The sequence below is a fragment of the Bifidobacterium amazonense genome (assembly GCF_018555435.2).
GTDB classification, from domain to species: domain Bacteria; phylum Actinomycetota; class Actinomycetes; order Actinomycetales; family Bifidobacteriaceae; genus Bifidobacterium; species Bifidobacterium amazonense.
In genome coordinates, this window is sequence record NZ_JAFEJT020000033.1 from 1 (window position 1) to 21,721 (window position 21,721).

The window sequence follows — 21,721 nt, forward strand, 5'->3', positions numbered from 1 at the left end:
CCGCTGGGCTACTGGCGCAACGCCACTCTTTTACCTCTTGTGGCAAGAGGTGTGCGCCAGACAGGATTCGAACCTGCGACCTGCTGATCCGTAGTCAGCTGCTCTAATCCGCTGGGCTACTGGCGCATGTTGTCTTGTTTTTGACAACTCGAAGAGAATACAACGGATTCCCCGACGATGCAAAATCGGCGTGTCGCGGCAGTCGAGAGCGAGAAGAAACCGTCATAAACGGCGGAATTCCGCCAAAAACACGGCATCGGCATCATTCGGCTCTCCGGTCGTCCCGCATCGCCAGCGATACGCAACAGGCAACGGATCATCGCAACATTGCAATATCACGGCGGACAAGGCGGCCGGCGGCATCGCCGTCACCGCGCGATCCGGCGCAGTTGGGCGGTATCGGCCCGAACGTACTTCGGCCGTCCCTCCCCGCGCACCGAGGCGGCGTCGACGATCACCTGATCGACGTCGTCAAGGCTCGGCAGCTCGAACATCGTCTCCTCCAGCGTCCGTTCGATGATCGAACGCAGTCCGCGCGCGCCGGTGCCCTGCCGGATCGCGATCGAGGCGATCGCGCGCACGGCCTCCTCGGTGAACGCCAGGTCCACGCCGTCCGCGGCGAACATCTTGCGATACTGCTTGACCAGCGCATTGCGCGGTTCGACGAGAATGCACGCCAGATCGTCCTCGGTCAGCTCGTCCAGCACGCTCACGACCGGCAGACGGCCGATGAATTCGGGCAGCAGGCCGAAATCGGCCAGATCGTCGGCGTTCACCTGCGCGAGCAGTTCCTCCGGTCTGATCTCATGGTCGTGCCATGCCGTGCCGAACCCGCTGGAACGGGTGCCGAGACGCCGTCCGATGATGTCCGTAAGGCCCACGAACGCGCCGCCGCAGATGAACAGGATGCCGCGCGTGTCGATCTGCACGGTCTCCTGGTCCCGGTGCTTGCGCGTGCCCTCCACGGGCACGGAGGCGATGGTGCCCTCGAGGATCTTGAGCAGCGCCTGCTGCACGCCCTCGCCGGACACGTCTCGCGTGATGGAGGTGTTCTCCCCCGACTTGCGCGCGATCTTGTCGATCTCGTCGATGTAGACGATGCCGTGCTGCGCGCGTTCGACGTCGCCGTCGGCGGCCTCGATGAGCCGCTGCAGCACGGTCTCCACGTCGTCGCCCACATAGCCGGCCTCGGTGAGCGTGGTGGCGTCGGTGATGACGAACGGCACGTTCATGACGCGCGCGAGCGTCTGCGCCAGATAGGTCTTGCCCACGCCCGTGGGACCGAGCAGCAGGATGTTCGACTTGGCGACCTCGACCTCGTCAAGAGGGTCGGCGTTGCGTCCCCGACGCGAAGGAAGGCCCGCGCCGTCGCCGCCCAGCTGCGACGCGGATTCGCGCAGCTCCATGTTGACGCGCTTGTAGTGGTTGTAGACCGCCACCGACAGCGTGCGTTTGGCCGCCGGCTGCCCGACGACGTACCGGTCGAGATAGTCGCTGATCTCGGCGGGCTTGGGCAGGGACAGCGCGTTCACGTCGGCGCCGCGGCGCCGCTCCTCGGAGATGATCTCGACGCACAGTTCGATGCACTCGTCGCAGATCGCGGCGGTCGGGCCGGCCACCAGCTTGTGCACCTGATGTTCGGTCTTGCCGCAGAACGTGCAGCGCGGCACGTCCTCGTTGTAGCTCACCACGCGTCCCATATCACTTCCTTGTCCTTGGTCTTGGCGGCCACGATATCGATCGCGCCGCAATGCGGCCGCATACAAAGATACCCTCGGCCGAAAACCGGCTGAGGGTATCCATGGCGAAACTCACGAACGGTGCTCGAGCACCTCGTCGACGATGCCGTACGCCTTGGCCTCCTGGGCCGTCAGGAACGTGTCGACCTCGATGTCCTTGCGGATCTTCTCGATGTCCTGACCGGTGTGCTTGGCGAGCGTGTCCTCCAGCCATGCACGCATGCGCAGCATCTCCTTGGCCTGGATCTCGATCTCCGTGGCCTTGCCGAAGCCCTGGTCGATGGCCGGCTGGTGGATGAGCACGCGCGCGTTCGGCAGGATCAGACGCTTGCCCTTGGCGCCGGCGGCCAGCAGGATCGCGGCGGCGGACGCGGCCTGGCCGAGGCACACGGTCTGCACGTCGGGCTTGATGTACTGCATGGTGTCGTAGATCGCGGTCATCGCGGTCATGGAGCCGCCGGGCGAGTTGATGTACATCATCACGTCACGGTTCGGGTCCATGCTTTCGAGCACGAGCAGCTGGGCCATGATGTCGTCGGCCGACGTGTCGTCGACCTGCACGCCCATGAAGATGATACGGTCCTCGAACAGCTTGGTGTACGGATCCTGCGTCTTCATGCCATACGGCGTCTTCTCGCTGAACTGCGGCAGGATGTAGCGGTCCTGCGGCATGGCGGCGGCCACGCGGCCCGCGAACGCGGCCTCGCGCGCCGCGGCCGGCATGAAGCCGACCACGCCGGCCTGACCGGCCAGACGCTCGGCGCGCTGGACGAACTTCGCTTCCTCGGATGCCATGATGCTCACTCCCCTTCCTGCGCGCTCATCGTGTCGTGGGTGGACACGATCTTGTCGACGAAGCCGTAGTCCAGCGCCTCCTGCGCGGTGAACCAGTGGTCGTACTCGTTGTCGCGGTAGATCTCCTCGACGGTGTGGCCGGTCTGCTTGGCCGTCAGCTCCGCGAGGGTCTTCTTCATGTCCATGATGAGCTCGGCGTTGATGCGCACGTCGGTGGTGGTGCCGCCGATGCCGCCGGACGGCTGGTGCATGAGCACGCGGGCGTGCGACGTGAGGAAACGCTTGCCCGGCGTGCCGGAGCTCAGCAGGAACTGGCCCATCGACGCGCACATGCCCAGGCCCACGGTCGCCACGTCGGGCTCGATGAGCTGCATGGTGTCGTAGATGGCCATGCCGGCGGTGATCGAGCCGCCCGGCGAGTTGATGTACAGCCAGATGTCCTTCTTCGGATCCTCGGCCGCGAGCATCAGCATCTGGGCGCAGATGCGGTTGGCCATATCATCCTTGACCTCTTCGCCCATCCAGATGATGCGGTCCTTGAGCAACCGGTTGAAAATCGGATCCACCATGGACGGGGCGTCGCCGTCGCCCATCGTGGGTGAGGGTGTCATGAAACCTGCCACCTTATCTCCTTGACTCATAAAACATTACGTCTAGCTACATTACCCGTTCAAAGCGACCGCCGCCGCCCGCGCCGCCCCTTTTCGGCTACCCGCATAGCGGTTCACCGCTCCCGCACCAGACGGGGCAGCGAGTCGGCACGGATCGTGGCCGCCGCGGCGATGACGCCGAGCATCGCACCGCAGACGCCGGCGACCAGTCCGCGCAACACCACGTCGATCCAGATCAGGAACGCATCCATCATGCCGTCCGCAACGGGCGCAAGCACCAACGCGATCAGGCCGCCGGAGACCAGACATGCGGGCAGCAGCCATCCGACGGCCGTCGTCATGATGTGCAGGGCGATCTGTGCCACGTTTGCACCGAAGTGGCGTTCCATAGCCAGTTCGACACGTCGTATACGCACGGCAGACGCCCCGACTGCGGCGAGCAGCAGCATCGCCACGCAAGGCGCAAACCGGCTCGGACGGTCGGCATAGTCGTCGGCCGACGGAGGCGCCGACAGCATGGGATTGAGATTCGTGGGAACCGGCATGTTGGTCGCGCCCGGAGCCGTCATGTCGAAATCAGCGACCGTGGCGGCGAGCGCATCGCGCATCGCTTCGCTCATCGGCCATGCACGCACCCAGCAGCTGTCGAACATGCTGTCCCGTTCGGTCGTGGGGACGTCGATCAGGACCACGCTCGCATACTGGGGTTGACGGCCATCGTTCGGCCAATCATAGATGCCGGTGACAACGGCGTCACCGCCGTTGCCCATATGCAGCTCGTCTCCGACGCCGAGCCCCAACTGGTCGGCGATCTTGCGCGCGATGACCATTCCGGATCGACCGTTGACATCGAATATCACCGTCGGATCGGCGGAGGTCTCGTATGCCACGTAGGGTGCGTCCGGCAAGGCCAGTGCGGTGACCGGTCCGGCGACGCGCAGCGCGATGGCGGACCGTACGCCGGCGATGGTGGACAGATTATCGCACGCGGTACCGCTGATGTTCCCCGGTGACTCGATGATCATCATGTCGCCGCCCGCCTGTCGATATGCGCTGGTCCTGTCGAGCATCTGTCGCACGTTGAGCGCATCGGATCCGCCACACAGCAGCAGCAGTATCGCCGTCGCAACCACAAACCATAGCAACGGGTTGACGACCGATTCCCGCAGATCGCGCGCAGCCTCCGACAGCGGCCATGTCCATGGCCGGAATCGATGGCCGGGGACCTTACGTATTCGTTTCATTCCAATGCTCCCAGGTCGAGTACGTCGTCACACGCGTCACGCAGCTCGCCGTCATGTGTGGCGACGATCGCGACGCATCCCCGCGATGACAATCCTTGGATGCAGGAAATCACCGTGCGGGCGCTGACTCGGTCGAGCGACGCGGTCGGCTCATCGATCAGGAGCATATCGCAGGAGGTGGCGGCGGCTCGGGCGAGCATCAGCCGCTGCGCCTCGCCACCGGACAGGCTGCCGTAGTCGTGTGTCGCGATGTCCGTCAGCCCGAACCGTCGCAGCATCTGCCACGCATGGTTTTCTGCGGTTTTGCGCGGCAGACCGTGTATCATCAGCGGCAGTACGACGTGGTCGAGCACGCTTCGTTTGGCCACGCCGATCGGCTGCTGCGGCACCCAGCTGAAAGAGCGGATGCCGCGCTCCTCCACGGCGCCTTCCGACGGCTTCAGCCATCCGGCAAGGATCGCCAGCATCGTGCTTTTACCGCATCCGGAGGGACCGACCAACGCGTGCACGCGGCCGGCTTCCAATCTAGCGTTCACGTGACGGAACAGGAACCGGTTTGCATCGTATGCATGTCCCAGATTCCGAAGTTCCACATATGTTTCCGAATGTTCCTTGTCTCGTTGCGGCGAGTACATGCCATTCTCGTTCATGAGCATCCCCCGGCATCGGGCTTGAGCCTCACGTTGCCATCGGGCACTTCGCCGTCCGTCGTCTGAACGTATGAACGGCCGAGCATCGAACCGATGATCCGCACCGGCCGGCTGTCACCGTCGATCACCACGCATGGCTGCCCGTTGTCCATCGTCCCGATGGCGGAGGCCGGTACCACGCCGACGTCCACCGGCGTTTTCAACGCCCATTGCACGCTCACCTTGCGTACTCCCTGCTGCGCGCCGCTCGACAGAAACGGCGCGGAACGCGAAAACGCCGCAAGGTCGTCGATGTCTCCGGTCTCGCTGATGTCCAGCTTCTGGTCACCGGCCAGCACCACGCGCTCCCCCGACGCAACGCCGGTCGGCAGGCTCTCCGCCTTGGCGGACCCGGCGGCGGCAGGCAGTTCGACAAGCGTCTGCCCTCTTGCGATATCCTGTCCGACCGTCGCAGGACAAGCCGACACGCTTGTCCCGTCGACGGGCAGCCATGCCACGTCACCGGTATCGATCGTCGTATATCCGTCCGGCAACGTGTTGCCAGCTTTCTCGGACGCGGTGCGGAACGCCTGTATGGTGGCGTCGGTGACCGTGTCACCTGAGATATCGCCCACGCCGATCATCGTCAATGCCTTGTTAAGCGATGCGACGTCATCACCGCGGTCTCCTACCGACAGGTCTCGCCAGAACGGCTGTTCGGTGGCCAGCATGAGTACGCTCCGACCGTTGATCCGCATGATCGATGTGCCTGATTTCAGCACGGCGCCGGGCTTGCAGTCCGATTGGGTGATCATGCCGGAACGGGGCGCGGTCACCGGAGGCATGGAGACCTCTTCCGCGTCGATGGTGATGGTGCGCGCGTCGTCCGTCTGTCTGTGCTCGATGGCGATCGACGCATTCGGATCTGTACCGGACAACGCCTGCGGAAGGCGTGGTGCCATTACGATCGCCGTGACGCCGGCACCGAGCATCAGGCAGGCGACGGCCAGCATTGCCGTCATCTGTCTGCCCAGGTACCAATGGCGTCGTTCCTCCGTCCGGCTTGCAGGCTGATTCCCGTTCACGTTCGACGCTGTTCGCCTCCGCCCATGGATCATCGCATTCACTTGCCCTTCACCGGCGAATCGGTGATGTTGTGCAACGGGTCGGCAACGCATTGATCGAACTGTCGGCGCGTGGGGCTGCCGTCATCCAAGGACGCGATGCCGGCCAATGGACTGTTGCCGTCCTCCACCAGTTGTTCGAATTGGGAATAGGTATACGACCCGTCCAACAGATCATGCTCCTGATAGCATTGGAACCGATATGGTTCAAGATCCACGTTGTCGGGATTGTATAAGGCGTTGTAATAGATTTTCTTGATGCTGTCGTATCCGAGATCCAGACCGCATGTCGTGTCGATGTCCGAACGCTGATCCTGCGTATACCGATCGTTGTCCTTCTCGATCATGCCGCTGTCGTCGCTTCCGAACCAGTAGTCGACACCGACCTTGAGTCCGTATCCCGAAAAACAGCTGATCGAACGCCGTTCCGCCTCATTCATTTCGTCAGCCGTGATCTTTCCGTCTTTGGCGACCTCGCGAATGTAATCGGAATCAAGCCATTCCGCGTCCTTCTCCAAAAGCCTGGCATACGAGTCATTGAGTTCCACGGTATCCGTGTATCCCATGTAGGTGAGCTGGGAACCGGAGGGCGCCGCGGAACCGTCCACCGTCACGCTGCCCTTGACGCCGGCGATCGCCGCCGCATCGTCCGAGGATGACGACGACTCCCCGCAGCCGCAACACACGCTCAACGACAGAACGAACACCAATAGTCCGATGATCCTCGTCTTCACAATGCTCATGTTCGTCACCCCTTATTCCGCTTTGAAAAGGTATATTCATGCTATCCGGCAACACATGAGAAGCAAATGCGCTCATCGAAAAGATGATGGGACCATGAAATCCGGCTCTTCGCATTGCGACGGGTATAGGGTTAGCTGCGACAGGTGTCCGGGCTGGCCGGATGGTTGGCGTCTGTTTCGGGGCATGGTTGCCGGTTGCCGGTCGTTGACCGGTATATGGCCAGGCAGTCGATCGTGGACTGTCAATCGTGGGCCGGCCACAGGCCGATCGTGGATGTAAAACCGCCGCGGCATGGGATTGTGGGCATAGACCTGTCATGAAGAGGCCTCGCAGGGCCCCTACGTGACCGGCCTATGCCCACGATGTCCGAAACCACCCACAATCCGACGAACGTCATATCCCGTTTATACCCACGATCCGGCGCATCACCCGGCTCCTTCCGTCCGCGTGCCGTCAACGGCATCCGCAAAGATCCCGTCTACGCCCACAACACCAAATCCCAATCATCCCCCGCGTCCCTTCCACACACCCATCGTGGGCGTAAACCATACTTTTCGAAGTGGCGCGCACATCGAAGCCGACACCGAAGTCGGCATCAACACCGACGTTGACACAGATCAGCGTGACGCCCCGCCGACGCTTCGACCATTCCGCCGCGTCGACGACAGGTACTCACGGTTTCCGGCGTCACGCGCAGCGCGATTCCGAAACCGAACGGACACCCGTCACAAAACACCCGTCACAACGAACCCCATACACGCCAAAACACGAAGGGCCCACAATCTGCATAACCCGGCCTGATGCCGCATGTCAGGATGTTCTCCTGCCGGAGGGGCCCGACGACCTATCATGGATCAGAGCAGAGGGAGAAACCATGCAGTTCGAACACGTCGATTCGCAGGAACCCGATGTCAGACCGGGGCTCTCGATGGCCTTCGCCGACAACGATCCGCTTACCCTGATCGCGTTGCGTGCGATGATGCGCGCGGTCCTGCCGGAGATTCCCGTCATATGGTCGACCCGTGACGGGAACGAAGCCGTGGCGAACAGCCTTGCGCACGCCACCAGGCCAACGTTGTTGCTGGTGGATATGGATATGGACGGACTACCAGGCGACCGGGTCTGCAGGAGCATCAGGGAGAGGACGTCCGATGTCATTCTGTTGTGCATGACCGCGCACTCGTTGGATAGGTATCGAACCATCGCCAAGGAATCGGGCGCGCAGGCACTGTTGGACAAGGCCGATACGGCAACCATGACGAACGTCATCCGAGCTTGGATTCACGGCGAGATGCCGATCCGGGACACCTTCGACGCGCCGCAGAAGGCCTATGACAGACTGTCGAAGGCTCTGACGCGGACGACTTTGCTGTCTGCGACGGAACGGCAGGTGATGGACCTATGCGCCGAGGGGAAGACATCGAAGGCAATCGCCGAAATACTGGGAAAATCAGAACCCACCGTCAAAACGCACATCCGGCATGCCATCGCCAAACTGGGCGCCTCAAGCAAACTGGACGCCTCCATCATGTGGATGCAGCAAAGAAGGCAGTCATGACCGAACCGCATTGGGTGGGCACCGTGCATCATGCGATCCGACATCCGGTGATGCTGGCATTGGCCATGATCACCGTGGCGCTGATGTTCGTCGACCTACTGTTCAATCCTCCACGGACGCCGATGTTCGTGCTGCTGTACGTACTTACGGTATGCGCCCTGTGCGTGCTGCCGTTCCGCCTTCCCCATTGGTGTGCGTTCGTCATCTGTCTTGCGTATGTGACCGCCCATCTGATTCCCGATCCGAACGGCCCGGCGATGTTCTGGGGCGTGTGGCTGTCGCTGGGGATCATGGCCTACTGCAATGCCGTCGGGTTCACCGTGGCATCGCTGATTCTGATCGCGGTCTCGCGCATCGCCGAAACGTTGTACTACGGCACCGACATCGTGCCCCCGTCAGGCTCGGTCACGCTGATGATGTCATTCTGCATAGCCGGCGCAACGGGTTTCATCATCAGGTACAAACGCAATGACAGCGAGCGCACCCGACTCATGTACGAGAACCGTCTGCTGAACGACCAGCTGGAGACCCAACGCCGCAATGAATCCATGGCAAGAACCATCCATGATTCCACGGCGCAGGAGCTCACCCAGATCATATTGCTGGCGCAAAGCGGCATGGCCGGCAACTCGTCCGAAGAGCGGACGTTCAGGCTGATCGATCGGATCGCGACATCATCACTGGCAGGCATCCGCACGGTCATGGACACGTTGGAAAACGGACGGGACTCCGTGCGGACCGCCGACGATACGTTGTATGACTGTGTCGACGAACAGATCATCCGCGGCGACGAATATCTCAGGTCGCTGGGTTTCCACGGACAGGGCACATGCGATGACGATCTTCATCGCATGAGGGACGGCGAGCGACGCATGCACGACATAGCCCGATTCGTTCAGCATCTGTACACGAACATCGCATTGCACGCCGATCCGGCACAAACGTATGCGATCTTCGTCAGCGCCTGTCCGGACGGCATCGAGATTCGCCAGTTCAACGCGGTCCGCCGTAACGGGTCCAAGCCTCTCGGCTCACATAAGGGCCTGTCCCTGCAGCATCGTCATCTGGACGATCTCGGCGGCATGCTGGAATGCAATGCCGAAGACGGAACCTGGAGTCTCCGCGCATTCATTCCCGTCCCGTCGCATCACGCATAGCATTGCCGGCACCGATCTGCTGCAAATCACCGCGTTAGGCTGCGATCCGAGCGGTAGAATGGTCGAAATAGTCGCTTACGGTGCCGGAGCTTATCAAGATCGACAGGGATACCCGTTTCGCCTATTTGCGCAGGAGCTGGTGGGACAGGACCGCGGAGACGGCGACGCCCAGCGTGACGGGGACGTAGAAGGTGCTGGGGGCGGCGGTCAGCTCCAGTACGAGGCACATGGCCATGAGCGGGGCCTGCTGGGAGGCGGACAGCAGCGCGGCAGCGCCGATGAGGGCGCAGGCGGTGACCGAGTCGGCGGGGAATGCGATCGTCCACAGCACGCCGATGATCGCGCCGATCATCGAACCGATCGCGATGCCGGGCTGGAGCACGCCGCCGGACGCGCCGGAGCGGATCGTGAGCAGCGTGGCCACGGCCTTGGCAAGCAGCGTGACGACCAGGACCAGCAGCACGACGGCGAGCTGCGACTGGTGATCGCCAAGGCCCAGCAGCGTCCACGGCGAGACCGGTGAATCCCCCGCCGACACGGACTGTTCCGCGACGATCACCGCATTGCCGCCATCGTCCGCACCGCCGGCGGACGCAAGGGCTCCCATCGGCGAAAGCGTGCTGAAACCAAGCTGTGCGGCGGCGCGGCCGTTGCCCATGACCTGCGGCACGCCGATGGCGATCAGACCGGTGAGCACGCCGGCCAGCGGCATCTGCCACAGGATCGCCGTGTCCTTCGGCTTGTGCGATTCGGCCCATGCCGAGGCGCGGCGGAACCATGCGCCGGCGACGCCGCAGGCCGCGCCGATGAGCAGTGCGGCGAGCATCAGCGTGGGCGTGATCGAATCCTGCATGGACGAGATATCGTAGAAGACATGCCGTCCCTTGATGCTGGATGCGACGAACGCGGCCGTGGCGGACATGCCGAGTCCGAACGCGACGTTCTCGATCGCGACGTCGGCGAGCAGGATCTCCACGGCGAAGAACATGCCGGCGAACGGTGCGTTGTACACGCCGCCCAGACCGGCTCCGGCCGCGACCGCGACGACTGTGCGACGGTCGATGCCATCCAGATGGAACAGGTCGCAGAACCGCTGCGCGAGCATCGCGCCGAGTTCGCGCGGCGCGACCTCGCGGCCGATCGACGCGCCGGTGCCGACGATGAAGATCTGCAGGCAGACGTGCACGAGCGTCTGCCAGATCGGCATGCGGTCCCCGGCGACGGCCTTCTTGACGGACGGCACCTTCGTGGTCTTCGTGCGCAGCAGCCACCAGATCACGCCGGCAATCGCAAGGCCGACCGTCACCGACACCGCGCGGCGCACCGCAGGCACGGCGAACGGGCCGGGCGCGGCCGAGCCCTCCACGTAGCCGAGCATCAGCCGCTCGATGCCGTACAGCAGCAACGTCAACAGACCGGCGCCGGCGCCGATCACCGCACCGAGCAGCAGCGCCGCGGCCGCCATCCATCCGATACGCTTCCAATCCACGGAACCTGTGGTCTTCGTCATCCCTCTCCCCTGTTCATCATCGGCCCGTCACCGGGCCGCCGGCCATGCGCCATGTTCGAACGCAGACGCCGACGCCCGATGCCCAACGCCACTACATAATGGGAAAGGCTTGGAATCACTGGGATTCCAAGCCTTTTCACAACACACTACAGCCCTATCGGGTCAGCGTCACTCGGCGTTCTCGGCCGGGGCCTCGTCGGCCTTGTCGTTCGCGATCTCGTCGGCGACGGCAGCGGCGGCGGAGGCGGCCTCGACGCTCTCGTTCTCCACGGCGTCCTCGACGGCCTCGTCCTCACCGAGGAAGGCGCTCAGGTCGAGCGGCTCGCCCGCGGAGGTGAAGGACACGGCGCGCATGCCGGCGAGCAGGCCCTTGGAACGGCCGACCTCGGCCACGGCGGAGCCGAGCTGGCCGTTCTTCACGATCGCGTTGATGAACGCGTTCGGATCCATGCCGTACTGCTGGGCGATGGAGGCGAGGAAGTTGAACACGTCGGCCTGGGAGACCTTGACGTCGAGCTTCTCGGCGAGGGTGTCGAGGAGGATCTGGTCCTTGAGTTCCTTCTCGGCGGCCTCCTCGGCCTGGGTCTTCTGCTCGTCGGTGGCCTTCTCCGGATCCGGGGTCATGGACTTGAGGTGCTCGGCGACCGCGTCGGCCTTCACGCCCTTCGGGACCGGGATCTCGACGCCCTCGGCCAGCTTGGCGAGGAACGCGTCGCGGGCCTCGGTGGCCTGACGGGCTTCGCTGTCCTGCTCGAGCTGCTTGCGGATGTCGGCCTTGAGCTCGTCCAGCGTGTCGAACTCGGAGGCGTCCTGGGCGAAGTCATCGTTGAGCTCCGGGAGCTCCTCGGCCTTGACGGTGTTGACCTTGACCTTGACCTGGGCCTTCTCGCCCTCGTGGTCGCCGGCTTCCAGCGTGCCCTCGAAGGTGGTCTCCTCGCCGGCGGACAGGCCGTCGAGCGCCTCGTCGAGGCCGTCGAGCATGGTGTTGGAGCCGAGCTCGTAGCTGACGCCCTCCTGGGATTCGACGGTCTCGCCGTCGATCTCGGCGGTCAGGTCGATGTTGGCGAAGTCGCCCTTGCCGGCCGGACGGTCGACGCCCACGAGGGTGCCGAAGCGCTGGCGCAGGGTCTCGAGGCGCTTGGCCACGTCCTCGTCGGTGATCTCCGGCTTGGCCACGTCGATGGTCAGGCCCTCGAGCTCCGGGAGCTCGATGTCGGGACGACGCTCGACGGTGGCGACGAACTTGAGCTTGGTCTCGTCCTTGGCGGAGGCCGGCACTTCCTGCACGTCGATCTCCGGCTGGGCCATCGGGCGGATCTTCTTCTCGTCCAGCGCCTGGGAGTAGAGCTCCGGCACGCCGTTGTTCACGGCCTCGCCGGCGACGGCCGCGAAGCCGACGCGCTGGTCGATGATCTTGCCGGGCACGTGGCCCTTACGGAAGCCGGGGATGTTCACCTGCTTGCCGATCTCCTTGCGGGCCTCGTCGAGGAAGGGGTTGAACTCCTCCGGCTCGACGGTGATGGTGAGCTTCACCTTGGTAGGCTCGAGGTTCCTGACGCTGATCTTCACGCTAAACGCTCCTGAAAAGTCGTACTGTCATAGTTCTGCCCTGAGGGCAACCGTTACATGATAACCCTACTCACGGACGCGGCGATGAGTTTCACCTGCCAGTCGCGCGCGCCCTGCTCGGACAGGAACGCGGCCACGTCTCTGCCGCGGGGATTGTCGGTCCAGCACAGGTTACGGATGATCTGCGGGCGGATGATGATCTCGGGGGGCGTGCGTGTGTCCTCGGCGATCTGGTTGACGACCCGTCGCACGCGTTTGAGCGTCTCCGCACGCCGCGGATGGCGGCTTTCCCAGATCTTCATCGAGCGTGGCGCGTTGCCCTGCCCGTCGTCGTTGCGCACGACCGGCATGGTCGGCAGGTCGTCCGCCCGCAACGCCAGCGCGTCGCGGATCACGTCGCGCCAGACGGACGGCTTGACCTTGCGCTGGATGGGCGCGTACCGTTCGAACATCTTGTCCTGTTCGCCGCCGGTGTGCATGCGCACACGCTCGTTGAGCGAGCGAATCGCACGGAATTCGCGTGCGTTGCGCGGCTTGCCGACCGCGGCTTCGATGATCGACGAGTCGGCGAGCAGCAGGCTGGGCGCGATGTCGTAGCGTCGGGCGAGACGGTCGCGTTCCTCCCACAGCGCCTTGGCTATGGCCAGACCACGGCGGTCGTGGCTGAGCACGGTGATGCGCGAGATGCGCATCCACGGCACCGGATGCTCGCGTTGCGGGCCGGTGCCTTCGCTCAGCGCGTGGGCGAACTCCTCCTCGGCCCACTCCTCCTTGCCCTGCCGCTTGAGATCGGCGCGCATGAGCCGTTCGAGCTCGATGAGCAGCTCCACATCGAGCGCCGCATAGTTGCGCCAGTCGCGCGGCAGGGGACGGTACGACCAATCGGCGGCGGAATGCTCCTTGGCCAGCGTGACGTTGAGATAGCGTTCGGTGACGGCGGCCAGTCCGAAGCGGTGCAGCCCGAGCAGCCGCGCCGCGATCTCGGTGTCGAACAGCGCGTCCGGTCGCAGGCCCAGATCGGCGAAGCCGGGCAGGTCCTGCAGCGAATCGTGGATGATCCACGTCGCTCCACGGACCGCCTCGTTGAACCGGTTCCAGTCGACGCCGTCCTCATTGAGGGCCACGGGGTCGAGCAGCGCGATGCCGGCGCCCTCACGTTTGAACTGGACGAGCCAATCCTCGTGCCCGTAACGGTATCCCGAGGCGCGTTCCGCATCGGCGGCCACGGATCCCGCGGCGGCGGCGAATCGTTCGCATACGGCCTCGAAACCGCGTCTGGTCGACGTGACGTCGGGAACGCCGTCCCTTGGTTCGGACTGCAGCCTCGGCTCATCGCTCAACGGTCGGATCCTCCTCATCGCGAGCGGCGGAACCGACGAACCGGGCCCATGACCGTATCTGGTCTCCCGCGTCCATTCCGCCATCGGTATCTTCAAGCGGCGTCCATGATACCCGCATTTCGCAACCGACCGAAGTCTCACCCTCCAGCGTGCCGAACGACGTGCTCTGCGTGACGGTCACCGTGCCGCCCAGACTCGCCGGCCGCACGAGCCGTAGATGCCCGCACATGTCGTCCCAGTACATGGCCGGTGCCAGACCGTCGTTCTCGCGTGTCTCCAACGGTATGGCGGCGAACGCGACGCATCGCCAGCGCGACTGCCAGTCGACGCGGAAGGCGCGTGAATACAGCAGCATGATCCATCCGCGGGCCGTGGGAGCGGCGGCGGGGGCCGCAAGTTCGACGCCGATCCCGAAATCGGCGAGGGATTCGGGGACCGGCATTTCACGGTACCGCACCGTCGGCTCGCGCCTCATCGCGCGCACCGACTCGACGGCATGCCACATCTCATCCGGCACGCCGTCGGGTCGCCCGGTCGGTACGGCCTCGTCGCCGGGCCTCGTCGCCGCCGGGAAAGCGAAGATCTCAGCCATGCATCCAGACTACGTGCAACGCGCGTCTTTGCACGGCATCGGCACGCGCACGGACGGTGCATTTTTCCGGCCGATTCGCGAAGCGACGGCGTGTCGGCGGACGATCCGCGGCCGACCGGCACGCCGTCAGCGGACAGTCAGTAGACGACGAATCCGTGGGACTCGAACTGTTCGGTCACCCGCTGCTTCATCGCCGCGCTCGGGCCCTTCTGGTCCTCGAGCGGGTACGGGATGCGCAGCTCGTGCCACTTGGGCCGCCCGAGCTGGTGGAAGCCGAGCACGTCGATGTGCTCGACCGCGTCGCCGAAGGTCTCGCAGATCCTCGCCACGTTCTCGACGTTCTCCTCGGAGGAGGTGAGCCCCGGCACGAGCACGAAACGCACCCAGATCTTCTTGCCGGCCTTCGCGAGCCTCTGGCCGAAGTCGATGGTCGGCTGCAGCAGGCCGCCGGTGACCTTGTGGTAGGTCTCCTCGTCGCCGGACTTGACGTCGAGCAGGCACAGGTCGATGTCGTCGATCATCTCGTCGGTGTAGTTCCTGTTGAGGAAGCCGGACGTGTCGAGGCAGGTGTGCACGCCCATCTCCTTGGCCGCGCGGAAGACGCGGGAGACGAACGCGGGCTGCATCATCGACTCTCCGCCGGAGAACGTGATGCCGCCGTGCGTGGCCTTGAACAGATCCTTGTACCGATCGACCTTTTTGATCATCGCGTCGAGGTAGACGGGCTGGCCGTCGCGCATCTTCCACGTGTCGGGATTCTGGCAGTACTGGCAGCGCAGCGGGCAGCCGGACATGAACACGGTCATGCGCGTGCCCGGGCCGTCCACGGAGGTGTTGATGTCCCACGAGTGCACGAATCCGATGTCGCCGGTTTTGAGCGCGTCGATGCGGTCGTGCCGGTCGAGGCCGATCGGGGATTCGAAGCCGGACAGGCCGCCCATGAGCGTCTGGCTGGCGTAGGTCTTCGACTCCTTGAGCATGTGTCTGGTGGTGGTGCGGAATTGCGTGGTGTCGGGCATCGTTGTCCTCCTGAAAAGTCTTGTAGGCCCTCCCCCGGTCCCGTGTGGGCGGGGACGATGGGGAGGACATGAAAGAAGGGGCGGGGCTCGCCGGCCCCACCCCTTCGGCTACCGCGTGTCGTTCACGCTCAGGCTATCGTCCGCCGTGATCAGTCGGTGACGGCGCCCTGGTGGAACGTACGGGAGATCACGTCGAGCTGCTGCTCCTTGGTGAGCTTGACGAAGTTCACCGCGTAGCCGGAGACGCGCACGGTCAGGTGCGGGTACTTCTCCGGGTGCTCGACGGCATCCTCGAGCTGCTCCTTGCGCAGGACGTTGATGTTGGCGTGGTACAGGCCGTGACCGTTGCCGGCGTCGAGGATGCCGACCAGGTTGCCGATGCGCTCCTCCTCGTCGCGGCCGAGGCCGTCGGGGGTGATCGTGTTGGTCAGCGAGATGCCGTCAAGCGCGTCGTTGTAGTCGATCTTGCCGACCGAGAACATCGACGGGAGCATGCCGTGGGAGTCCATGCCGTTCTCCGGGTTCGCGCCCGGGGCGTACGGGGTGCCCTTCTTGTGGCGGGACGGGAAGGAACCGGTGTTCTTGCCGTACTCCACGTTGGAGGTGATCGTCAGGATGGACTGGGTCGGGACGGCGCCGCGGTAGACCGGCAGGCGCTTGACCTGGCCCATGACCGTGGAGACGACCCACTTGGCGATGTCGTCGGCGCGGTCGTCGTCGTTGCCGTAGATCGGGAAGTCGCCCTCGGTGCGGTAGCCGACGACCAGATCATCATCGGCGCCCTCGACGTACTCGTACTCGTGGCCCGGCAGGTCCTTGGCGTCCTTGTTGTAGATCGGGTACACCTTGGCGTACTTGACGGCGGACAGCGAGTCGGCCGCGATCGACAGGCCGGACATGCCGCAGCCGAGGGTGCGGTACACCTCCTTGTCGTGCAGGGCCATCTCGATGGACTCGTACGCATACTTATCGTGCATGTAGTGGATGATGTTCAGCGCCTGCACGTAGGTCTCGGACAGCCATTCGAGGGCCTTCTCGTAGTTGTTCTTGACCTTCTCGTAGTCGAGCGTGCCGTCGGCCTCGGGCTTGATCGGGTCGATCACGCCCTTGTCGATGACCTGCATGCCGGTCATCTCGTCACGGCCGCCGTTGATCGCGTACAGCAGGGCCTTGGCGGAGTTGACGCGGGCGGCGAAGAACTGCATCTGCTTGCCGACGCGCATCGGGGAGACGCAGCAGGCGATGGCGGCGTCGTCGCCCCAGTGGGAGCGGATCTCCTTGTCGGACTCGTACTGGATGGCCGAGGTGTCGATGGAGATCTTGGCGCAGAAGCGCTTGTAGCCTTCCGGCAGCTTCGGATCCCAGAAGATGGTGATGTTCGGCTCCGGGCCCGGTCCGAGGTGCTCGAGGGTCAGCGTGTTGAGCAGACGGAACGAGGTCTTGGTGACCATCGGACGTCCGTCGTCGGCGAAGCCGGCGTCGGACCAGGTCGCCCAGTACGGATCGCCCGAGAAGATGTTGTCGTAGTCCTTGGTGCGCAGGAAGCGCACGATGCGCAGCTTCATGACGATGTTGTCGATGAGCTCCTGGGCGCGGGTCTCGTCGATCACGCCGTTGTCCAGATCACGCTGGATGTAGCAGTCGAAGAACGCGGAGTTGCGGCCGAAGGACATGGCGGCGCCGTCCTGGCTCTTGACGGAGGCGAGGTAGCCCATGTAGGTCCACTGCACGGCCTCCTGCGCGTTCTGCGCCGGGCGGGACAGGTCGAGGCCGTACTCGGCGCCGAGCTTGATGAGCTTCTTGAGGGCCTTGATCTGCTCGTCGTGCTCCTCGCGGAAGCGGATCCAGTGCTCGATCTCCGGCTCGGTGAAGTCGTTGCGGTACGGCACGGAGTCCTTGTCGCGCTGCTTGAACTTGATCAGCGTGTTGACGCCGTACAGGGCGACACGACGGTAGTCGCCGATGATGCGGCCACGGCCGTAGGCATCCGGCAGACCGGTGAGGATCTTGTTGTGGCGGGCGATCTTGATCTGCTTGGTGTAGACGCCGAACACGCCGTCGTTGTGGGTCTTGCGGTAGCGGGTGAAGATCTTCTTAATCTCCGGATCCGGCTCCTTGCCGGCCTCCTTGATGGCCTGCTCGACCATGCGCCAGCCGCCGTTCGGCATCATGGCGCGCTTGCACGGCTCGTCGGTCTGCAGGCCGACGATCACGTTGTCCTCCTCCGGGGACTCGATGTAGCCCGCCGGGAAGGCGTCGATGTCGGCCGGGGTGTGGGTGTCCACGTCGTAGACGCGCTGCTTGCGCTCGACGGCCAGGTAGTTGTCGTCGAGGTACTTCCACAGGTGCTTGGTGCGCTCGGTCGCGTTGGCGAGGAAGGATTCGTCGCCGGTGTACGGCGTGTAGTTCTTCTGGATGAAGTCGCGGACATCGATGTCCTTCTGCCAGTTGCCCTCGGTGAAGCCGGCCCAGGCCTTGGCCTCGAGCTCTTCCTGAGAGACTGCATTCTCGACTGCTGTCATGTCACTCCTTGGTGGTGCGTTTCGGCGCCTCTTCGTCGCCGCTGTACGGTTACTGATTGTAGCGGGGTCGGCGCGGGGACGGGAGGGGCGAACGCGTGAGCTTTCTCACATTTGATCGTTATCGCTCACGGACGATCCCGCGCCGGATCCCCACTTGTTCCACTCGCGCGTCTGCTCGTCCCATACGGTGTTGCGTTCCTTGACGATCTTCCATGCGTCGAGTGCGTCCTGCCGGGTCTTATACGGCCCCATGCGCTGTCCGATCGGCGAGAGCTTGCCCAGCTCGGGCTGTTCGGTGACGGTGTTGAAATACCATTCCTTGTCGCTCATCATCACTCCTTCTTCGTCGAACGGCCGCGCACATATCCTCTGGTCGGGAACGTGCGCGGCCGTATCATGCTGCGATCATCACTCCATTACTCGCGGAACGCGTTCGTCACCGGCAGGCGACGGTCGCGGCCGAACGCGAGCGCGGTGACCTTGGGTCCCAGCGGGTACTGGCGGCGCTTCCATTCGGCACGGTCCACCAGTCGCATCACCGTGTCGACGGTCTGCTCGTCGAAGCCATCGGCCAGCAGGTCGGCGCGGCCGTGCGCGTGTTCGATGTACGCGGCGAGCACCTTGTCGAGCAGCTCGTATTCGGGCAGCGAGTCGGAATCCTTCTGCCCGGGGCGCAGTTCGGCGCTCGGCGCCTTCTCGATCGAGCTGACCGGGATCATCACGCCGTTCCTGAGAGGCTTGCCGGGATCTCCCTGCTCGTTGCCGACGATATGCAGCCCGCCGATGCCCATGCCGGCGGCGGCCGCGCGGTTGCGCCAACGGCTCAGCTCCCATACGCGGGTCTTGAGCAGGTCCTTGATGGGCGCGTATCCGCCGACCGCGTCTCCGTAGATCGTCGAGTAGCCGCAGGCCAGTTCGGACTTGTTGCCGGTGGCCACCGCAAGCAGGCCCTTGGAGTTCGAATAGGCCATGACGATGACGCCGCGGATGCGCGCCTGCAGGTTCTCGGCGGCCACGCCGTCGAGGTCGAGCTGCTTCTGGTAGGCGACGAACAGCGGCTCGATCGGCTGGACGTCGTATTTGGCGCCGATGTTGGCCGCGAGGTCGGCCGCGTCGTCCTTAGAGCCGTCGGACGAGTACATGCTCGGCATGGAGATGCCCTGCACGTTCTCGCCGCCCACCGCGTCGGCGGCCATGGCCGCCACGAGCGCGGAGTCGATGCCGCCGGACAGGCCGAGGCACACGCCGCGGAACCGGTTCTTGGCCATGTAGTCCTTGAGACCGAGCACGCAGGCGGTGTACACCTCCTCGTCCGGGTCGAGTTCGGGCGCGATCTCTCCGGCCGACTGACGCGCGGCGGTCGTGTCGAGGTCGAAGAAGCCGAGATGCTCCATGAACATCGGCGAACGGACGAGCATCGTGCCGTCGGCGTCGACGACGAAGCTGCCGCCGTCGAAGACGAGGTCGTCCTGTCCACCGACCTGGTTGACGTAGATGACCGGCGCGTGCACTTCGGCGGCGCGGCGGGCGGCGAGCTCGTGACGTACGTGCGTCTTGCCCTCCTCGTACGGCGAGCCATTCATCGTCATGAGCACGTCGATGCCGCGTTCGGCGAGGTCGGCGACCGGTCCGCCGTCCTGCCAGATGTCCTCGCAGATGGCCACGCCGATGCGCGCGCCGTCCACGTCGAGCACGACGGACCGGTCGCCGGCCGCGAAGATGCGGAACTCGTCGAACACGCCGTAGTTGGGCAGGAAGTGCTTGTCGTAGCCGGCCCACACCACGCCGTCGTGCAGTACGACCATGCGGTTGCGCGGCTTGTCGGACGCGTGGTCGGTGCCCACGGTGCCGACGGCCACGTACAGGTCGCCGAGCCCGTTGGCCTCGAGTTCGGTGGCAAGCCAGTTGGCCTTGTCCCAGGCCGCGCGGCGGAACGTGCGGCGCAGCGCCAGATCCTCGATCGGGTATCCGGTGAGCGTCATTTCGGGGAACACGACGACCTGCGCGTTATTCTTGGCGGCGAGGTGCGCGTAGCGCATGATCTTGTCGGCGTTGCCGTCAAGATCCCCGACGCAGGTGTCGATCTGGGCGAGTGCGAAGCGAATCTGTGTCATACCTGCCCAGTGTAGTTCGTCCGGTGTAGTTCGTGCCGGCGCGGCACGGTTCGCCCGCGCCGGCGCGTCCGCCGGGTCAGGCGAGCTCGTCGAGCACCTTGAATGCGGCGTTGACGTAGAAGTTCACGGTCGGCTCGACGGCCGCATCCAATCCGACGAAATGCGGGCTGTGCCAGTCGGCGCATCCCGGCTCGCCGTTGGAGCCGATGAACGCGAACACGAGGCGCGACTTGGCGACGTATTCGGTGAAGTCCTCCCCCGCCATGCTCGGGATGATCGTCTTGAGCGTCGCGTAGTCGCCGACCTCGCCGGCGACGGCCTCGCCGAGTTCGGGATCGTTGACGAGCGGCTGCTGGATGCAGTCCCAGTCGATGTCGGCATCGATGCCGTACGCCTCGGCGGTATGCTTCACCACGGCCTCGAAACGGCTGTGGACGAGCGGCTCGTCGCCCTTCTCGAAGAAGCGCACGGTGCCCTTGAAGCCGGCCTCGGCCGGAATCACGTTCCACACGTCGCCGCCTCGCACGGCCGTGATGGACAGCACCACCGCGTGCAGCGGGGAGACGTTGCGGCTGACGATGGTCTGCAGCGACAGGATCATCGAGGCGAGCGCCTCGATCGGGCCGGTGCCCTTCTGCGGATAGGCGCCGTGCGTGCCCTGCGCGTGCAGCGTCACGTCGAACTTGACGCAGCCGGCCATCATCGGCTCGGGGCCGATGGCGATCTCGCCGGGCTTGTAGTTGGGGTTGTTGTGCGTGCCGATGATCGCCTCGACGTCGTCGAGCACGCCGGCGGCGAGCACCTCGCGCGAGCCGATGCCCTGCTCTTCGGCGGGCTGGAAGAGGATCTTGATGCTGCCGGCGATCCGATCGCGGTGTTCGGCGAGCCAGAACGCGGCGCCGAGCAGTCCGGACATGTGCAGATCGTGGCCGCAGCCGTGCATCACGCCGTCGTTGAGCGAGGTGAACGGCAGCCCGCTGTCCTCATGGATGGGCAGGCCGTCGATGTCGGCACGCAGCGCGATGCGCGGGCCGGGCTTCGCGCCTTCGATCAGGCCGACCAGTCCGGTGTCGAGACCGCTGTCGAGCACTTCGATGCCGTGCTCGCGCAGCTGGTCTGCCAGGTACTTGGTGGTTTCGTATTCCTTGAAGCTCAGTTCGGGATGCTGGTGCAGATAGTGGCGGATGGCGATCAGATCGTCGCCTGCGGTGATGTGTTCGGTCATGGCTGTGCTCCGTTTCCGTGCTTGATGGGACGCGGCTGACGCCCGCGACGCGGACGACCCGACGACATCCGTTCCGTCGCGTCGCCGCGGCGTGCGGCATCATCTGCCTGTTACCTTACGCCGTTCTCCTCCGGCCTTCGCGCAACGGGCCGATCTCGCCTATACGCATTGCTTATAACGCGTTCGACGAGCGGCCGGCGGCCACGCATGACGTCCGTTCCGTCCCTGC

18 protein-coding genes and 1 tRNA gene are annotated in these 21,721 nt (G+C 64.5%); 2 read left to right on the top strand and 17 right to left on the bottom strand.

Features of this window, described 5'->3' with window-relative positions:
- Positions 1–52: 52 nt before the first annotated feature.
- From JS533_RS08370 to JS533_RS08405, 8 genes are all read right to left on the bottom strand, one after another.
- A tRNA-Arg gene (locus JS533_RS08370) sits at positions 53–126 on the bottom strand.
- 242 nt (positions 127–368) lie between these two features.
- Positions 369–1,700, bottom strand: a complete 1,332-nt coding sequence (gene clpX / locus JS533_RS08375) for an ATP-dependent Clp protease ATP-binding subunit ClpX (RefSeq protein ID WP_241513978.1) — start codon at positions 1,698–1,700, stop codon at positions 369–371.
- A gap of 111 nt (positions 1,701–1,811) precedes the next feature.
- Complete coding sequence (locus JS533_RS08380; protein WP_241513979.1) at positions 1,812–2,534, bottom strand: ATP-dependent Clp protease proteolytic subunit; 723 nt, start codon at positions 2,532–2,534, stop codon at positions 1,812–1,814.
- A 5-nt stretch (positions 2,535–2,539) separates the two neighbouring features.
- Positions 2,540–3,145, bottom strand: coding sequence for an ATP-dependent Clp protease proteolytic subunit (locus JS533_RS08385; RefSeq protein ID WP_241514005.1), 606 nt, complete (start codon positions 3,143–3,145; stop codon positions 2,540–2,542).
- 113 nt (positions 3,146–3,258) lie between these two features.
- Positions 3,259–4,389 carry an ABC transporter permease family protein gene (locus tag JS533_RS08390; RefSeq protein WP_241513980.1) on the bottom strand — a complete coding sequence of 377 codons (1,131 nt, stop codon included), beginning with the start codon at positions 4,387–4,389 and terminating at the stop codon, positions 3,259–3,261.
- The gene (locus tag JS533_RS08395) at positions 4,386–4,925 is read right to left on the bottom strand and encodes an ATP-binding cassette domain-containing protein (RefSeq protein ID WP_241513981.1); all 540 of its coding nucleotides are present in this window, start codon (positions 4,923–4,925) and stop codon (positions 4,386–4,388) included. The genes JS533_RS08390 and JS533_RS08395 overlap by 4 nt, the downstream gene beginning before the upstream one ends.
- A 110-nt stretch (positions 4,926–5,035) precedes the next feature.
- Positions 5,036–6,031 carry a hypothetical protein gene (locus tag JS533_RS08400; protein ID WP_241513982.1) on the bottom strand — a complete coding sequence of 332 codons (996 nt, stop codon included), beginning with the start codon at positions 6,029–6,031 and terminating at the stop codon, positions 5,036–5,038.
- Positions 6,032–6,141: 110 nt separating this feature from the next.
- On the bottom strand, positions 6,142–6,885 hold the full coding sequence (locus JS533_RS08405; protein WP_241513983.1) for a hypothetical protein: 744 nt from the start codon (positions 6,883–6,885) through the stop codon (positions 6,142–6,144).
- Positions 6,886–7,760: 875 nt separating this feature from the next.
- Here JS533_RS08405 and JS533_RS08410 point away from each other — a divergent pair.
- Both JS533_RS08410 and JS533_RS08415 read left to right on the top strand, forming a co-directional pair.
- Positions 7,761–8,444 (top strand): response regulator transcription factor, encoded by a 684-nt coding sequence (locus JS533_RS08410; protein WP_241513984.1) that lies wholly within the window; start codon positions 7,761–7,763, stop codon positions 8,442–8,444.
- Positions 8,441–9,601 carry a sensor histidine kinase gene (locus JS533_RS08415; RefSeq protein WP_241513985.1) on the top strand — a complete coding sequence of 387 codons (1,161 nt, stop codon included), beginning with the start codon at positions 8,441–8,443 and terminating at the stop codon, positions 9,599–9,601. The genes JS533_RS08410 and JS533_RS08415 overlap by 4 nt, the downstream gene beginning before the upstream one ends.
- Positions 9,602–9,722: 121 nt before the next feature.
- On the opposite strand, the gene JS533_RS08420 is transcribed toward JS533_RS08415, so the two are convergent.
- The 9 genes from JS533_RS08420 to JS533_RS08460 all read right to left on the bottom strand — a co-directional run bounded on the left by JS533_RS08420 (position 9,723) and on the right by JS533_RS08460 (position 21,492).
- On the bottom strand, positions 9,723–11,111 hold the full coding sequence (locus JS533_RS08420; RefSeq protein WP_241513986.1) for a chloride channel protein: 1,389 nt from the start codon (positions 11,109–11,111) through the stop codon (positions 9,723–9,725).
- Positions 11,112–11,279: 168 nt separating this feature from the next.
- A complete protein-coding gene (gene tig, locus JS533_RS08425; RefSeq protein WP_241513987.1) occupies positions 11,280–12,680 on the bottom strand; it encodes a trigger factor in 1,401 nt (466 codons plus the stop codon).
- 53 nt (positions 12,681–12,733) lie between these two features.
- Complete coding sequence (locus JS533_RS08430; protein WP_241513988.1) at positions 12,734–14,038, bottom strand: HRDC domain-containing protein; 1,305 nt, start codon at positions 14,036–14,038, stop codon at positions 12,734–12,736.
- Positions 14,010–14,612: a DUF3000 family protein gene (locus tag JS533_RS08435; protein WP_241513989.1), complete on the bottom strand. Its 603-nt coding sequence runs from the start codon at positions 14,610–14,612 to the stop codon at positions 14,010–14,012. The genes JS533_RS08430 and JS533_RS08435 overlap by 29 nt, the downstream gene beginning before the upstream one ends.
- 137 nt (positions 14,613–14,749) lie before the next feature.
- On the bottom strand, positions 14,750–15,631 hold the full coding sequence (gene pflA, locus JS533_RS08440) for a pyruvate formate-lyase-activating protein (protein ID WP_241513990.1): 882 nt from the start codon (positions 15,629–15,631) through the stop codon (positions 14,750–14,752).
- A 149-nt stretch (positions 15,632–15,780) separates the two neighbouring features.
- Entirely contained in the window at positions 15,781–18,153 is a 2,373-nt protein-coding gene (gene pflB, locus JS533_RS08445) for a formate C-acetyltransferase (RefSeq protein WP_241513991.1), read from the bottom strand.
- Positions 18,154–18,258: 105 nt separating this feature from the next.
- A complete protein-coding gene (locus tag JS533_RS08450) occupies positions 18,259–18,483 on the bottom strand; it encodes a hypothetical protein (protein ID WP_241513992.1) in 225 nt (74 codons plus the stop codon).
- Between the two features lie 86 nt (positions 18,484–18,569).
- Complete coding sequence (locus tag JS533_RS08455; protein ID WP_241513993.1) at positions 18,570–20,267, bottom strand: NAD+ synthase; 1,698 nt, start codon at positions 20,265–20,267, stop codon at positions 18,570–18,572.
- Positions 20,268–20,343: 76 nt separating this feature from the next.
- Positions 20,344–21,492 (bottom strand): M20 metallopeptidase family protein, encoded by a 1,149-nt coding sequence (locus JS533_RS08460; RefSeq protein ID WP_241513994.1) that lies wholly within the window; start codon positions 21,490–21,492, stop codon positions 20,344–20,346.
- Positions 21,493–21,721: the final 229 nt, after the last annotated feature.